This is a genomic window from Seonamhaeicola algicola (assembly GCF_007997385.1).
Lineage (GTDB): Bacteria > Bacteroidota > Bacteroidia > Flavobacteriales > Flavobacteriaceae > Seonamhaeicola > Seonamhaeicola algicola.
Map to the genome: position 1 here is coordinate 37,382 of NZ_VOSC01000012.1, position 16,841 is coordinate 54,222.

Here is a 16,841-nt window from a genome sequence, read left to right on the forward strand (position 1 = left end):
ACTAATGACAAAAAAGAAAAACAACAAACAAGTAGATAAAGAATTTGGGTTATCATCTTGGGCTATAAACAACAAAACAACCATGTATGTTTTAATAGCGCTTATTCTATTTTTAGGTGCAAGTGCTTATTTTAGTATGCCTAGAGAAAATTTCCCTGAAATTAAAGAAACTAAAATCTACATTAGTTCTATATATCCTGGTAACACTGCCGAAGATATTGAAAAACTTATAACAGACCCTATTGAAGACAAGCTAAAAACCGTTAGCAACGTTATTGAAATAACCTCAACATCACAAGAAGATTACTCTATAGTTGTAGTTGAATTTGATGAAAACATAAGTGTTGAAGCTGCCAAACAAAAGGTAAAAGACGAAGTAGACTCTGAAACTGCAGGTGAAGATTGGCCAACATTTAACGGCGCTAAAGTAGAACCCAACGTGTTCGACTTAAGTATGTCTGAAGAAATACCCATTTTAAACATTAACATTTCTGGAGATTACCCTGTTGGTAAATTAAAAGAATTTGGCGAATATTTAGAAGACGAAATTGAAAGCCTACTTGAAATAAAGCAAGTAGACATTCGTGGGGCGCAAGAAAAGGAAGTTGAAGTAGCTGTTGATATTTACAAAATGATGGCGGCACAAGTAAGTTTTGATGATATTATAAACACCATTAACCGTGAAAACGTAACCATGTCTGCAGGCAATTTAATTAGCAGTGGCCAACGCAGAACCATTAGAATTATTGGTGAAATTGAAAACCCAAGTGAATTAGAAAACTTTGTTGTAAAATCTGAAAACAACAACGCTATTTACTTAAAAGATGTAGCAAAAGTAAGCTTTAAAGACGAAGATAAAACTACTTATGCCCGTGAGTTTGGTCATGAAGTTGTAATGCTTGACGTAAAAAAACGTGCCGGTGAAAACATGGTAGATGCAGCCGATAAAATTCGTGTTATTGTTGATGATGCCATTGAAAACGTTTTCCCACCAGATTTAACAGTAACCATTGCCAATGATCAGTCATCAAAAACCATTGGTCAGGTTGATGATTTAGTAAATAACATCATATTTGGTATCATACTAGTTGTTACCGTTTTAATGTTCTTTTTAGGCTTTAAAAACGCTTTATTTGTCGGTTTTGCCATACCAATGTCTATGTTCATGTCTTTAATGATTTTGAATATGTTTGGTTACACCATGAATACTATGATATTGTTTGGTTTAATTATGGGCTTAGGTATGCTAGTAGATAATGGTATTGTTGTAGTTGAAAACGTATACCGATTAATGGATGAAGAGGGCATGAGTAGAGTTGAAGCTGCTAAAAAAGGTATTGGCGAAATAGCATTCCCTATCATTATTTCAACAGCAACAACCGTGGCAGCTTTTATTCCGTTAGGTTTATGGCCCGGTGTCATGGGGCAATTCATGATTTATTTCCCTATAACCCTTTCTGTTGTATTAGGCTCTTCCTTATTTGTAGCCATCTTTTTCAACTCGGTAATGGTTTCAGAATTCATGACTACCGAAGACAAAGAAATGCCACTAAAAAGTATCATAAAAATATCAGCTATTGTTGGCGGTATTGGCCTAATCATATTAATATTTGGTGGCGCTTACCGTGGTTTAGGCACACTAATGATTGTTACAGTAATCATGCTGTGGGTTTACCGTTTACTTTTAAGAAATTGGTCAAACAGTTTTCAAAATAAAATACTTCCCATTTGGGAACGCTGGTACGAAAAATCATTACGTTTTGCTTTAGGCGGAAAAAAACCAATAATAATAACTGTTAGTACGTTTGTATTATTAATTATTGCATTCATGGGCTTTGGCGCTTCAGTTGGTAGCCAACGCACAAAAGTGGAGTTTTTCCCTGACAACACACCAAATCAAATTATAGTTTACATTGAATATCCTGAAGGTACAGATATTAAAAAAACTAACGCTATTACAAAAGAAATTGAAGCGCGTGTTTACACAATTATAAACCAAGATGCTTATATGAATGGCGATTTCAATTTTTTAACTGAAAGTGCCGTATCGCAAGTTGGCGAAGGCGCAGGAAACCCTCAAACCGATGGTGGATCGCAAGCTGAAATGCCACATAGAGGAAAAATTACGGCCACCATGCGTGAGTATAAATTTAGAGATGGCGCCGATAGTAATGTGCTTCTAAAAAAAGTACAAGAAAACTTAAAAGATATTTATCCTGGTGTAGCCATTTCTGTAGAAAAAGACGCTGTTGGGCCACCTGCAGGTTACCCTATTAATGTAGAATTAGAAGGTGAAGATTATGCAGAATTAATTACAACTGCCGAAAAAATGCGTGATTTTATCAACACTAAAAACATTCAAGGTATTGATGAACTTAAAATTGATGTAAACAAATCTAAACCATCAATGCAAGTAACTGTTGATAGAAAAAAAGCAGGTGAATTAGGTATTAGCGCCGGACAAGTAGGCCAGCAATTACGTAATTCTATCTTTGGGGCTAAAGCTGGCATTTACAAAAAAGATGGTGAAGATTATGATATTTACGTGCGTTTCAATGAAGAAAACCGCTATAACACTAGCGCGCTTTTCAATCAGAAAATAACGTTTAGAGACATGGCTTCTGGCCAAGTAAAAGAAATACCTGTTTCAACCGTTGCAAAACAAAGCAACAGTTCTGGCTTTAGCGCTATTAAACATAAAGATGTTAGGCGTGTTGTAACCCTTTACTCTGCATTAGCACCTGGTTTTACTGATGCTGCCGCCATTGTTTCTAAAATTCAAGATGAAATGGATGGTTTTACTGAAAAACCAGATGGCGTTAAAATAGATTATACTGGGCAAATTGAAGAACAAAATAAACAAATGGCCTTTTTAATGGGTGCATTCTTTACGGGTCTTGGTTTAATATTCTTTATACTAATATTTCAGTTTAACTCTATCTCTAAACCAGGCATTATTATGCTAGCTATATTTTTAAGTTTAATTGGCGTATTTGGTGGTATTGTTGCAACAGGAAGCTCATTTGTTATCATGATGACTATGATGGGTATTATATCATTAGCTGGTATTGTTGTAAATAATGGTGTTGTTTTATTAGATTATACACAACTTTTAATTGACAGAAAAAAGGTAGAGCATGATTTAGAAGAAAATGCATACATACCTAATAACGAACTTTTAGAAGCTATTGTTAAAGGAGGAAAAGCCCGTTTACGCCCTGTATTACTAACTGCCATTACCACTATTTTAGGATTAATACCACTAGCAACAGGTTTAAACATTAATTTCTTTACATTATTTAGTGAGTTTAACCCGCATATTTACATGGGTGGAGACAACGTAATTTTCTGGGGGCCATTAGCTTGGACAGTTATTTATGGCTTATTAGTAGCAACATTTTTAACACTTATTGTTGTACCTATTTTATTTTACTTGGTAACTAAATTTAAAATGTGGTTATACAAAGACAGAGTATTTGAAGATTTAAACACTGAAAAACACGTGTTTAATATGGATAAAAGACTTGAAGATGCTTAAGTTTAAAACCAAAAAGGCGGTGTTATTGTTATATAACACCGCCTTTTTTTATTTTGAAATATTATAAGGTTAAAAACCTGTTTCAGTAAATGGTGTTGGGAAAGCGTCTATCCTATCGTCGCCTGGTCTGTCTAATGGAATTTCATTAAATCTATTTAATCTTCTTAAGTCTACCCAACGGTGTCCTTCAGCAAACAAAGAATATCGTCTTTGTTTTAAGACCTCATCAAGAAGTGACGCGTCATCTGTAGCTCCAGTATAGTTGCCTATACCTGCTGCATTTCTTATTACATTTATAGCTTCAACAGCAGCATTAGCATCTGTTCCTATTTGAGCTTCAGCATAAATTAAAAGCAACTCTTCGTTTCTAATTAAATATACAGGGTCTACATTACTTTTATAAAGAGCCACTTGATAATCTGAAGTTAAACCATCAAAAGTTCTAGTTCCTGGCTCAAAAAGTTGCGATTTACTAGAAACTCTAGTATCACCTGATTCAGCATCATTAACCCAACTAGGGTGCACCATAAAAGCATCACCTATACCACTATTAACTAAAATATGAAATTGATTGTTCAAAATATCATTACCTGTAGCTCCAAAAACATGAGCAGGTCCATTCCACAAATCACCATCCATATCAAAAAACGAATCTGATAACGCAGTTAATGCAGCAGTTTTATCATTTTGATATAGTGCTAGTCTTGCTTGCAAAGCTTTATTGAATTGCATGAAAGTTTCAGGTGTATTAAAACCATCATAACCTGAACTTAAAGAAAAATCAAAACTATCACCAGCAGTACTTAAATTTGTTGCTGCCTCTTCTAGCATTGTTTTTATTCCTGCAAGAGCATCAGCATAATCTACAATTGGGCCAAGGTTGTTAGGATCTGAAACTTCTAAACGAATACCATTTGTGTATTGCCTGTTAGCCACCATTAATAATGCATAAGCTTTTATTGTTTTAGCATAACCATAATAACTGTTTTTAACTTCATCATCAAAACCTGCTGCAGAGTTTTCTACCGCTTCAATTAAAACATTCGCAGCTTTTATAATTTTATACCAAGCTGCATAAGCTCTGGTTGTTAAAAACCCATTATTATCTAAAGGGCCTTTTAGTAATTCTCCTGTATACCTGGGATCTACACTTGTTAAATCATAATAATCTCTACCTAAAATACTCACTGTATCATAATGATATTCTAGATCATTTCTCATAACAGACTCTAAACCAACAGCTAACAACTGTATATCGGCTTGTGTGGCTCCATTTTGCACGCTATCTATGGTTGCTGCATTGGGGTTAGTGACTTCATCTAGCTCACAACACATCAACAATAAAGTAGTACAAAGTAATATACTTTTTATAAATCTTTTTTTCATAATCTTTTTTTTAGAAGTTAACGTTTAAATGTAAGTTGACAAACTTAGAGGCCGGATATGGTGTTACCTCAACATTATTACCTAACTCATTATTACCAAAGTTTGAAACTTCAGGATCATAACTATTATAATCAAAAATATTAATTAAGTTTCTACCAGATATACCAACTCTTATTTTACTAGTATATTTTACTAAGCCCTCTGGCAAGGTATAATATAACCCTATTTCTCTTAACCTTAAATAACCTGCATCTTCAATAAATGGGTCTGGGTTAACAAAACCTTGGCTTGCTCTGTAAGCTCCGTTTGTTAATGTTCCTGAGGGATCGATACCTGTATCATCATAATCCCAAGTAGTTCCTGCTAAATCGTATAATAAGGTAGTTAGGTTTATATTATCACCCCCTTTTTTCCAGTGCCATAAAAATGATAAATCAAAGTTTTTATAACTTAATTGATTAGACCATGACATTTGAAAATCTGGTTCAGCATTACCATATACAAAAAACCCATCACCCTCAGGGTCTCTTGCTGCTATTTCTTCGGCTGTATAGGCATCAGCATCATATGTACCAACTATTTGTGTTGCACTTTTTCCTTCTTGAATTAAGAAGGTTCCTAAAGAGGATGCAAATCCTCCTTCAGTAAAACTAGGGACATCTAATCTGGTAACTTCAGATTTGTTTTTCCACCACCTTATATTTGTATTCCAAGTAAAGTCTTCTTCTGCCACCACATTGGCGTCTATACCTAATTCAATACCACGATTCTCAAGTTCGGCAGCGTTTTGAATTTTAGTTGTAAAACCTGATGATGATGGGTAATTAACTTCAAGCAATAAATCATCAACCATTTTCTTATAAACCGTAAATTCAAAATTTATTTTGTTATTAAACAATCCAAAATCTAAACCATACTCTAGCTCTTTTTGTCTTTCAGGCCCTACTTCTGTATTTCCCAATAAACTATTTGGAGATAACCCTGAGTTCCCTCCAATTAATTCACCATCAAACACTGTAAATCTATCTCTAAAATTAGAAAAACTACCTGCCTCACCATAAGCTACTCTTGGTTTAAATGTGCTTAATGCATCAATATTCCAAAAATCAAAATTGTGTAAATTAAACGCAATATTGGCTTTTGGGTAATAATAAAACTTATCAGAATCTCCGTTATTTGTAGACTTATCAGCTCGTATACCAACAGTTCCAATTATTTTATCTTCAAAGTTTATTTCTGTTTGACCAAAGAAACCTGTGTCTTGTTGAGGGATTATAGTTTGATCTGTTGAAACATTTGTTGATTGATCTAAATTAGTTTGAGAGCCATTTAAACCTGTTGCAACAGTAACTAAAGTATTTCTATCAAAATCTTGGAAAAAGTTTCCTAATTGCGTTGTAAAACTTAACCCATTATCTAAATCTAAATTATGAACTAAAAAGGCTGACAACTGGTAGTTTGTATTTACTGTAGTACCTTGAATTGAAACACCGCCTAAAGATGTTGGCGATCTAAAATAAGTTAATGCTTGAGGAAATATACTTCTTGTTCTTAATGTATACTGATCAAAACCGCCTTGTAATACTAATTTTAATTTTTGATTATCAGTGTTCAATAACCTTATATTAGTAGTGGCACTACCTATAAAACGATTTACTTTTTCTTCGTTAGTAGTTAAAGCAACTGTTTCTAGAGCATTAGACCCTGCTCCTCCTGCAGGATAAGCTCCATCAACTGGTGATAAATCTTCCCATGGATATGTAAAAGCTAATGCATAACCAACGGTTCTATTAGCATTACCATTATTAAAAAAACCTCTATCTGCATCAGAGTTAATATAATTTGTGGTTACATATAAATCTAACCAATCATTAAATTTCTGACCTATATTTAATCTAATAGAGCTTTTGTTATATCCTGTATTATCAACAAGTCCTGGCTCATTTTTATGAGTAACACCAAAGAAATAGTCTGTTTTTTCATTGGCTCCAGATGTGGTAAACCTAGATGTTGTTGATACTCTTGTATGGTCAAAAATTTCAGCTTCATAATCTCTCAAAGGAATACTTGGATCTCCGCCTAAATTTGTAATCTCATCTGCATCCCAATCTCTCAAGCCCAGTAATTGCGTAGGGCTTCTAAAGCCTACTGTTTGTGAAAACGTAACCTTTGGTTTTCCCTGCTTACCTCTTTTGGTTTTTATAATAACAACTCCAGCTGCTGCCCTAGAACCATATATTGCGGCAGCTGATGCGCCTTTTAATATTTCAACGCTTTCAATATCCTCTGGGTCTATATCAGCAATTCTGTTTGAAGCATCATCTTGAGTAGATGATGTATTACCTCCACCAGATGCTTCACTTACTATATTATTACCCAAACCTATTGAAGAGTTATCTACATAAACCCCATCTACAATAAATAAGGGTTGTTGGTTTCCAAATATAGAAGTAACACCTCTTAACCTCATGGATATACCACCACCAGGCGCTCCTGAATTTGCTCTAATTTCAGCACCTGTAAATTTACCAGACAATGAACTACCAAACTCTGTTTGGGCTGTTACACCTGTTAAATCTCCTGCTGAAATTGAAGCCACAGTATTGGCTAAATTGGATCTTTTTGTTGAACTAGCTAAACCCGTTATTACTACCTCTTCCAAAGACGTTGCAGACTCTTTTAAAGTAACATTAACAACACCCGATGTTTTAACCACTTTTTCTAAAGCTTCAAAACCTAAAGAAGAAAACACCAATGTAACAGGAAACTCCTGCACATTAAGGCTAAAATTACCATCAAAATCTGTGGTAGTTCCTGTTGTTGTACCTTTAACAATAACATTTGCTCCTGGCAAAGGTAAGTTGTTAGCGCCGTCTGTTACAACCCCTGTAATCTTTCCTTGTGAAAAAATGGTGATTGGAAAAAGTAACAAAACAAACAAATACATTTTAAAATGTAACACTTTACTCATAATGTATAATTTTTGAATTAGTTTCTATAAATATCATAATTATTTATCATATTACCATGTATTGCGCTTAAAATTTATTTTTTTAACACCAATAATACGGTTTTACCGCAAATAATAAAATCAAAAGAAGTCACTCAAAAACTAAACATCTATTAAAAAATCATTTTAAATTCACACAAAACCTATAGGTATTTCATTAAATTTGCATTTCAATTTTTTAGCAATGTATAGAAGTCATAACTGCGGCGAATTAAGAGCTGAACACATAAATAAAAAAGTAACCCTTGCCGGTTGGGTACAAAAATCTAGAGACAAAGGTTTTATTGTATGGGTAGATTTAAGAGACCGCTACGGTATTACCCAATTAGTTTTTGATGAAGAACGCACCTCAAAAACACTTATTGAGCAAGCACAACATTTGGGCAGAGAGTTTGTTATTCAAGTTACCGGTACTGTTATTGAACGCGCCTCAAAAAACGCTAATATTCCAACAGGTGATATTGAAATTTTAGTTTCAGAATTAAACATTCTAAACAAAGCTATTTTACCACCTTTTACTATTGAAGATGACACTGACGGTGGTGAAGAATTGCGCATGAAATACCGCTACCTTGATATTAGAAGAAATCCTGTTAAAAACAGTTTAATATTTAGGCACAAAGTAACCCAAGAAGTTAGAAACTATTTATCTAACCAAGGATTTATTGAGGTTGAAACACCTTATTTAATTAAATCTACACCTGAAGGTGCCCGCGATTTTGTGGTACCATCACGTATGAATGAAGGTGAATTTTACGCTTTACCACAATCTCCACAAACCTTTAAGCAATTGCTTATGGTTGGTGGTATGGATAAATATTTTCAAATTGTAAAATGTTTTAGAGACGAAGATTTACGCGCTGACAGACAACCAGAGTTTACACAAATAGATTGTGAAATGGCCTTTATTGAGCAAGAAGATATTTTAAATGCTTTTGAAGGATTAACACGCCACTTACTTAAAGAAATTAATGGTGTTGAAGTTGATAAATTCCCAAGAATACAATACGATGACGCCATGCGTTTATACGGAAACGACAAACCAGATATTAGATTTGGAATGGAGTTTGGGGAATTAAACGACGTTGCTAAACATAAAGATTTTAATGTATTTAACAATGCCGAATTAGTTGTTGGTATTGCAGTTCCAGGAGGAAACAGTTACACCCGTAAAGAAATTGATAAATTAATTGATTGGGTAAAGCGTCCGCAAATAGGTGCCTTAGGTATGGTGTATTGTAGATGTAATGATGATGGATCATTCAAATCATCAGTTGATAAATTTTACAATCAAGATGATTTAGCTAAATGGGCTGAAGTTACCAATGCTAAAGCAGGCGATTTAATTTGTGTGCTTTCAGGAGACACTAATAAAGTACGTGCACAATTAAGCGCTTTACGTATGGAATTGGCTGAACGTTTAGGCCTACGCAAACCTAATGAATTTGCACCTTTATGGGTTATGGACTTCCCGTTACTTGAATGGGATGAAGAAACTGAACGCTACCACGCCATGCACCATCCGTTTACATCTCCAAAACCAGAGCAAATTGAATTGTTAAAAACCAACCCAGGCGCAGTAAAAGCAAATGCATACGATTTAGTTTTAAACGGTAATGAAATAGGTGGCGGCTCAATAAGAATTCATGATAAAGCAACCCAAGCATTAATGTTTGATTATTTAGGATTTACTGAAGAAGAAGCTAAAGCACAATTTGGCTTTTTAATGGATGCCTTTCAATACGGAGCACCACCACACGGTGGTTTAGCTTTTGGATTAGACAGGTTGGTAGCTATTTTAGGCGGACAAGAAACCATACGCGATTTTATTGCATTCCCTAAAAACAATTCTGGGCGCGATGTAATGATAGATGCACCTGCACCAATTGATGATGAACAACTAGAAGAATTAAGCTTAAAACTTAATATAAAATCATAACAAAAAAAATCCTGCTTTGCGCAGGATTTTTTAGTAATTTTAAAAATGCCTTTAAACGCCAAAAGCCTTTTAAGAAAATTTCTAATTTGGAGATACAAACATGTTTCTGAACGCCAGTTTATTTACATGCTTAGTATTTTAGTTGGTTTTTTAGCTGGTATGGGCACCGTAGTATTAAAAAACTTAACACATTATATTAGGTATTTTTTCAACCTATACATTTTTAAAGACTACCAAAGTTCACTTTATTTTATACTACCAATAATTGGGCTGCTATTGGTATATATTATAAAACAAACATGGCTAAAAAAACATATTGGCCATGGTATTTCTACAACACTGCACGCTATTTCAAAACTCAATGGTATTATTCCCAGATATAATATTTATGCAGGTTTAATTACCGCACCATTAACGGTTGGTTTTGGTGGTTCTGTGGGGTTACAAGGTCCTGCGGTAAGTGTTGGTGCTGCTTTAGGCTCTAATGCGGCTAGGTTGTTTCATATGAATACTAAAACCCGTATGCTACTTATTGGCTGTGCAGCCACAGGCGCTATGGCTTCAATGTTTAAAGCACCTATTGCTGCTATAGTATTTGCTATTGAAATTTTCACTTTAGATATTGCTTTTACATCATTAATTCCATTATTATTAGCATCGGTTTCGGCTGTAGTTACTTCATACTTCTTTTTAGGCACCGATGTTTTATTACGGTTTGAACTTATTGATAAATTTCAAATTAATGATATTCTATTTTACATTGTACTTGGTTTAGTTACAGGACTTATGTCGGTTTACTTTTCAAAAGTATTTTTTTCTATAACAAACTTTTTCAAACAGTTTGAAAGCAGAGCAAAACGCTTAGTTATTGGCGGTTTAGCTATAGGCACTATGCTTTATATTATTCCGCCACTTTACGGTGAAGGTTACGGAATTATGAATAACCTTTTAAAAGGAGATCATTTAGCAGCTATTGGGGAAACACCTTTTAGCTTAGATTTAAGTAACATATGGATTGTTATTGCATTACTTTTTGGCATTACTATTTTTAAAGCCATTGCCATGACAACCACCTTTGGAGCCGGAGGTGTAGGTGGTGTTTTTATTCCAACATTGGTAATGGGTAGTGCACTTGGTAATGCTTTTGCAAAAGTAATTAACAATATTGGGTTTGGGTTTCACGTATCAGAATCAAACTTTACATTACTTGGCATGACGGGTTTAATGGCAGGCGTACTGCATGCACCACTAACAGCAATTTTCTTAATTGCCGAAATTACTGGCGGCTATGAATTATTTGTACCACTAATGGTAGTATCTACCATTTCATTTGCTATTACAAAATATTATGTTTCACATTCAATTTACACTTTGAAATTAGCAAATCGTGGCGAATTGATAACACATAATAAAGACCAAAATGTGTTAATGATGCTAGAAATTGATAAGGTAATTGAAACTAACTTTGTTATTTTAACACCTGAAATGACACTAGAACACATTCTTAAAAATGCCGTAGCAAAATCATCTAGAAACCATTTTCCAGTAGTAAATGAACATAATGAATTTTTAGGTGTTATAAGGCTTGATGATATAAGACACATGATGTTTAACACAGATTTGTATGATAAAGTAAACGCCGAAAGCCTTATGCATGCCGATGCTGGCATTATTAATTATGATGAAGATTCTATGAATGATATTATGATGAAATTTAAAACTTCGGGAGCTTGGAATTTACCAGTAATTAAAGGCGGCAAATATTATGGCTACATATCAAAATCAAAATTATTAAGTGCTTATCGCCGTCAGCTATTAAACGTAACACACTAAAATGAAACAGCTTACACTTATACTTTTTTTAATTTCGGTTGCATTAATTGCTACAGGTTTTTTAACAAATTTAGAATATTCGCAAAAACTTATTGGCTTTGGTGTAGTTATTCTTTTTTTAGGTGTTTTTCCGCTATTTTCATATTACCGTTGGAAAGATAAAGATGTTAAAGACTACATGTTAACAAAGGAAAACCTAGACAAAATGCGCGAGTCTCAAGACGATAAAAAATATTAATTTTAGACCTTGTTGTGAGACCCTGAAACAAACTCAGGGTGACAAATCAATTTAAATTACGTTTCGTTACAAAAAAACGTTTTAACAATTCGCTAGCTTCTTCAGCTAAAATACCGCCTTCAATTTTAGTTTTAGGGTGTAGCTTGGTATTCAAATTAATACAACCACGCTCTAAATCTCTAGCACCATAAACCACTCTAGAAATTTGACTCCAATACAAAGCGCCAGCACACATTTGGCAAGGCTCTAAGGTTACATACAAGGTACAATTATGCAAATACTTACCACCTAAAAAGTTAGCAGCAGCTGTTATGGCCTGCATTTCGGCATGGGCGGTAACATCATTTAATATTTCGGTTAAATTATGTCCGCGTGCAATTACCTTATCATCAATTACAATAACCGCACCTACAGGAATTTCACCTTTATCAAAAGCCATTTCCGCTTCTTGTAAGGCCTTCTTCATAAAATAAGTATCATCAAAAGGTTGTATCATAATGTCAAAAATACAATTTCAATCTTTACTTTTGTTGTGTGCAAAAAAAATTATTAGAAAATATAAACTCACCTAAAGACTTACGTGCTTTAACACTAGAAGATTTACCGCTTTTGGCCAAAGAGTTACGCCAATTTATTATAAACGTTGTAGCTACAAAAGAAGGGCATTTAGGTGCCAGTTTAGGCGTTATTGAACTCACTATTGCACTACATTATGTTTTTAACACACCCGAAGACTTATTAATTTGGGATGTTGGACACCAAGCCTATGGGCATAAAATTTTAACTGGAAGAAAGGCCATTTTTGAAACCAATAGACAATTAGGAGGTATTAGCGGTTTCCCTAAAAGAACCGAAAGCGAGTATGACACTTTTGGTGTTGGGCATTCATCAACCTCTATTTCTGCTGCATTAGGCATGGCCATTGCCTCAAAATTAAAAGGCGAAAACAGACACCATATTGCTGTAATTGGAGATGCTTCTATTGCTAGCGGCATGGCTTTTGAAGGTTTAAACCATGCCGGAGTTACCAATGCTAATTTATTGGTAATTTTAAATGATAACGCTATTGGCATAGACCCTAGCGTTGGTGCACTAAAACAATATTTAACAAACGTAAAAAAAGGCACTAATAAACGTAATAACATAATTGAAGCTTTAAATTTTGATTATTCAGGCCCTATTAATGGCCATGATATTAATAAAATTATTTCAGAATTAGAACGCTTAAAAAGTGTTGAAGGCCCCAAATTACTGCACATTATTACCACTAAAGGCAAAGGCTTAAAACAAGCTGAAAAAGACCAAGTTAAATACCATGCCCCAGGAAAATTTAATGCTAAAACAGGCGATTTATTACCAAAACTAGATTTAAAACAAGCACCTAAATACCAAGATGTTTTTGGATACACTATTTTAGAACTAGCCAAAGAAAACAAAAAAATTATTGGAATTACACCCGCAATGCCAACAGGCAGCTCACTTAAATACATGATGGATGCAATTCCTGAACGCGCTTTTGATGTTGGTATTGCTGAACAACATGCTGTTACCTTAGCTGCTGGTATGGCAACCCAAGGATTAATTCCTTTTTGCAACATTTACTCTACTTTTTTACAACGTGCCTATGACCAAGTAATACATGATGTTGCTTTACAAAAGTTACCCGTTATTTTTTGTTTAGATCGCGCTGGTTTAGTTGGTGAAGATGGTGCTACACACCACGGTGTTTTTGATTTAGCCTATTTAAGATGCATACCAAACCTTATCATTTTTGCTCCCCGAAATGAAGTTGAATTACGCCACATAATGTATACAGCCCAATTAGGTTTAAAGATGCCTATTGCAATTAGATACCCTCGCGGTCGAGGTATTACTTTAAATTGGAAACAGCCATTCTCTAAAATAGACATTGGCAAAGGGATTCAATTAAAACAAGGTAAAAAACTAGCTGTTTTAAGTATTGGGAGTGTTGCTAAAAATGTAACCGAAGCTATTGTAGATTTAAATGTTTCACATTACGATATGCGTTTTTTAAAACCTTTAGATGAAGCTCTACTGCACCGTGTTTTTAAAGAATACCATACAATTATAACTGTTGAAGATAGCACCATTAAAGGTGGCTTAGGAAGTGCTATTTTAGAATTTGCTTCGGAACACAATTACCAAAACACCATTAAAATATTAGGTATTCCTGATGATTTTATTGAACATGGTAATGTAAATGAATTGCAGAAATTAGTTGGTTTAGATGTTGATTCTTTGACTTTTACACTAAAACAATTTTTATAAGTTTTTCTTCTTCTAAAAAAACTTTAGCCACCCTAAATCAGAGTGTTTTATATCCTTAAATTACGAAATCAATATTTTACACTCAAAAACACCCCTCATAATTCCAACTATTATTACATGAATTAATGCTTTCCCAAAATATACTTGGGAAAGCATTAATTTAAATGGAGTTATTCTTTAATAAAAATTTCTGTAAATAAAGCATTTCCATTTAAAACTTTTATAATATACATTCCACTTGGAATACTACTTAACCCTAAAGTGATATCGCTATTAGTTATAGATTTTTTCATTACTTCACTTCCTAAACTATTGTAAATGTACAAATAAGCATTATTTTTTAAATCACCCTTAGGAAGCATCACTCTAAGTTCATTTTTTACTGGATTAGGAAATAAGGCAAAATCATTTTCAGCAGATTTTGACTTCGCACTATTAGTTTTCAAGGACTCTGAAGTTACCGAGATATTAGTTTTTTCAACAGCATCTCCAATTCTATTATTCCAGTTACCGCCTACAGGAGACATATACGTCTGAAGTATATATCCATTCCCCACAGGTGGATTTCCTGTAGTTGTAAAACTAAAATTTTCACTGCCACTACCTGTAACCGTTTTTATTTGATGGCCATAAAGCGTACCGTTACTACTTTTAAAGTTCACCCTCAAATCTCTTGCTGTTGTAGTGCTATAGTTTACAGTAGCTGATATATTTTGGTTTTGACTAAACGAATTAGGTCCAGTAATGGAAACAATGTCATCTGTAGCAGGGGCTGGTTGTGTAACAGAAATATTGTTAGGCGTTGAAATAATTCCTGCAACCCTGTTATTCCAATCACCCCCTTGCGGACTCATATAAGTCTCTAATTTATAACCTGACCCTACAGGTACGCCAGTTGTTGTGATACTAAAAGTTTCTGTACCACTACCTGCCCCAACAGTTTTTATTTGATGCCCATAAAGTGTTCCATTGTTACTTTTAAGGTTTACTCTCAAATCTCTAGTTGTTAATGCATCATACTCTACAGTGGCGGTTATTATTTGCCCTTGACTTACAGAAGTTGCCCCACTATTTATTGAAGTTAAAGTATCTGAACCACTTGGCGGGTTATTCTTTTTTTTATAGACACGAACATAATCAACTCTCATTTTTGTACCATCTATTTCACTAGGCACTACAGGACCAGACCATGCTATAACTGCACCACTTAACCATATTGGCGCAAAACCATAAGCGTGGGTGTTTGGTGTACGACGAATCTCTTCTCCATCAAAATACCATACAAATTCATTTTCATCCCATTTAAATCCATATGTATGGTAAACCTCTGCAAAATTGGTCGCGCCAGCTGTATCTGTCTCAGCAATTGTTACCCATGATGAACCATTCCAATATTCAACTTTATAATCTGATATGAGGCCTTTCCAATTTGGACCATCCCATCCATTAATAAATTGAACACATCCTACAGTTTTATTTTGAGACCACTCTAATTCAACCCATTTTTGGCCATTTATTTGACTAACCCAACTATTAACAGCTACATTACCATCAACCATATTTGCTTTATCATGGTTATACGCAGTACTGTATGTGCCACTAACCGTAATTTGTGTGCCACTAGCTCTGGCATGGTTAACAAGCCCTGGCACATCACTGTCTGCAGTTTCAGAATATACATCAGGAAAATTCCTGTTATTGTCATTATACACTCGAAGTTCTCTGATATGGAAATGAGCGTTATTATTGGATGAAAATCGTATCTTTTTTGTTGTAATCGGAATTTCTAATGGTAAACTCACTCCTGGCTCAACACCATATACATACGATTTAGAATCGGTAGTTCTGTTTGCAAAACCTTCATCAAACTTATGAATATTTGTATTCACTTCATTTGGGAAATGACCTTCATTAATATCTAGTTCAAAACCTCTACCTGGCGGAGTAATACTCTCATAACTCCTATTCATAATCCAAAATGAATTATTAGTTGCACCTGCTGCTGCATATTTGTATCTACACTCAAAGTATCCATACTGAAACTCCTGATTGGTCCACATATTCCCAGATGTATAATCTTGACCATTCTTTTGTTCATGTCTATATTCTATTTCTAGAACGCCATTATTAGTAGTTACATTATCTCTATACCTACCGCTCAAGATATGACCACTAGGACCATTTTGAAACCCCCACTTTTGCTCTAATTGATTGTTAGGAACATTAAATTCATCATTCCATACCATTTCCCAAGAACTATCTATTTCTGCGGGTAATTGCGCATGTAAAGAAAATTTACATGCTAATAAGATAAAAATTACAACAATTAATGTTTTTGTCGTTTTCATAATTAGTTTATTTAGTTATAGTTTAGATTTATAATGATTTAAAATAATCACAACCGCTTAACAAACAAACATTTACACATATAAAATCGATAAAAACGCTTTCGGTAACGCTTCCGAAAAACGGTAGCGTTACCGAAAATTTAATAATATAAAATTATCCCTTCCTATTGATGGACTTGAAATATTATATTTAAGTTAGACTAGCATTTAATCAAAAAAATTAAAATGCTTTATGTGAATATAGAATCTAAAAATACATT

At 34.1% G+C, this 16,841-nt stretch carries 9 protein-coding genes; 5 read left to right on the top strand and 4 right to left on the bottom strand.

What is annotated here, in order from left to right; all coding sequences use genetic code 11:
- Positions 1-4 precede the first annotated feature (4 nt).
- Positions 5-3,538 (top strand): efflux RND transporter permease subunit, encoded by a 3,534-nt coding sequence (locus FUA26_RS02725; RefSeq protein ID WP_147131244.1) that lies wholly within the window; start codon positions 5-7, stop codon positions 3,536-3,538.
- Between the two features lie 69 nt (positions 3,539-3,607).
- Here the strand turns inward: FUA26_RS02725 and FUA26_RS02730 are convergent, their stop codons facing one another.
- Together FUA26_RS02730 and FUA26_RS02735 are read right to left on the bottom strand one after the other, a co-directional pair.
- A complete protein-coding gene (locus tag FUA26_RS02730; protein ID WP_246109057.1) occupies positions 3,608-4,924 on the bottom strand; it encodes a RagB/SusD family nutrient uptake outer membrane protein in 1,317 nt (438 codons plus the stop codon).
- Between the two features lie 10 nt (positions 4,925-4,934).
- Entirely contained in the window at positions 4,935-7,895 is a 2,961-nt protein-coding gene (locus tag FUA26_RS02735; protein WP_147131247.1) for a SusC/RagA family TonB-linked outer membrane protein, read from the bottom strand.
- 223 nt (positions 7,896-8,118) lie between these two features.
- Here FUA26_RS02735 and aspS point away from each other — a divergent pair, with 223 nt between their 5' ends.
- The 3 genes from aspS to FUA26_RS02750 are packed head-to-tail and all read left to right on the top strand — an operon-like array spanning position 8,119 to position 11,944.
- Complete coding sequence (aspS, locus tag FUA26_RS02740) at positions 8,119-9,873, top strand: aspartate--tRNA ligase (RefSeq protein ID WP_147131250.1); 1,755 nt, start codon at positions 8,119-8,121, stop codon at positions 9,871-9,873.
- A gap of 45 nt (positions 9,874-9,918) precedes the next feature.
- A complete protein-coding gene (locus FUA26_RS02745; RefSeq protein WP_147131253.1) occupies positions 9,919-11,706 on the top strand; it encodes a chloride channel protein in 1,788 nt (595 codons plus the stop codon).
- A 1-nt stretch (position 11,707) separates the two neighbouring features.
- A complete protein-coding gene (locus FUA26_RS02750) occupies positions 11,708-11,944 on the top strand; it encodes a hypothetical protein (protein ID WP_147131255.1) in 237 nt (78 codons plus the stop codon).
- Between the two features lie 46 nt (positions 11,945-11,990).
- On the opposite strand, the gene FUA26_RS02755 is transcribed toward FUA26_RS02750, so the two are convergent.
- The gene (locus FUA26_RS02755; RefSeq protein ID WP_147131258.1) at positions 11,991-12,440 is read right to left on the bottom strand and encodes a nucleoside deaminase; all 450 of its coding nucleotides are present in this window, start codon (positions 12,438-12,440) and stop codon (positions 11,991-11,993) included.
- 38 nt (positions 12,441-12,478) lie between these two features.
- Between FUA26_RS02755 and dxs the strand changes: the two genes are divergently transcribed.
- Positions 12,479-14,233, top strand: a complete 1,755-nt coding sequence (gene dxs, locus FUA26_RS02760; protein ID WP_147131261.1) for a 1-deoxy-D-xylulose-5-phosphate synthase — start codon at positions 12,479-12,481, stop codon at positions 14,231-14,233.
- Positions 14,234-14,403: 170 nt separating this feature from the next.
- On the opposite strand, the gene FUA26_RS02765 is transcribed toward dxs, so the two are convergent.
- Entirely contained in the window at positions 14,404-16,581 is a 2,178-nt protein-coding gene (locus tag FUA26_RS02765; RefSeq protein WP_147131264.1) for a family 16 glycosylhydrolase, read from the bottom strand.
- Between the last annotated feature and the right edge of the window lie 260 nt (positions 16,582-16,841).

Excerpts from the sequence above, each read along its gene's own strand:
- FUA26_RS02725 (WP_147131244.1), top strand. The coding sequence starts at position 5 with ATGACAAAAAAGAAAAACAACAAACAAGTAGATAAAGAATTTGGGTTA.
- FUA26_RS02755 (WP_147131258.1), bottom strand. The coding sequence starts at position 12,440 with ATGATACAACCTTTTGATGATACTTATTTTATGAAGAAGGCCTTACAA.
- aspS (WP_147131250.1), top strand. The coding sequence starts at position 8,119 with ATGTATAGAAGTCATAACTGCGGCGAATTAAGAGCTGAACACATAAAT.
- FUA26_RS02735 (WP_147131247.1), bottom strand. The coding sequence starts at position 7,895 with ATGAGTAAAGTGTTACATTTTAAAATGTATTTGTTTGTTTTGTTACTT.
- FUA26_RS02750 (WP_147131255.1), top strand. The coding sequence starts at position 11,708 with ATGAAACAGCTTACACTTATACTTTTTTTAATTTCGGTTGCATTAATT.
- FUA26_RS02730 (WP_246109057.1), bottom strand. The coding sequence starts at position 4,924 with ATGAAAAAAAGATTTATAAAAAGTATATTACTTTGTACTACTTTATTG.
- FUA26_RS02745 (WP_147131253.1), top strand. The coding sequence starts at position 9,919 with ATGCCTTTAAACGCCAAAAGCCTTTTAAGAAAATTTCTAATTTGGAGA.
- FUA26_RS02765 (WP_147131264.1), bottom strand. The coding sequence starts at position 16,581 with ATGAAAACGACAAAAACATTAATTGTTGTAATTTTTATCTTATTAGCA.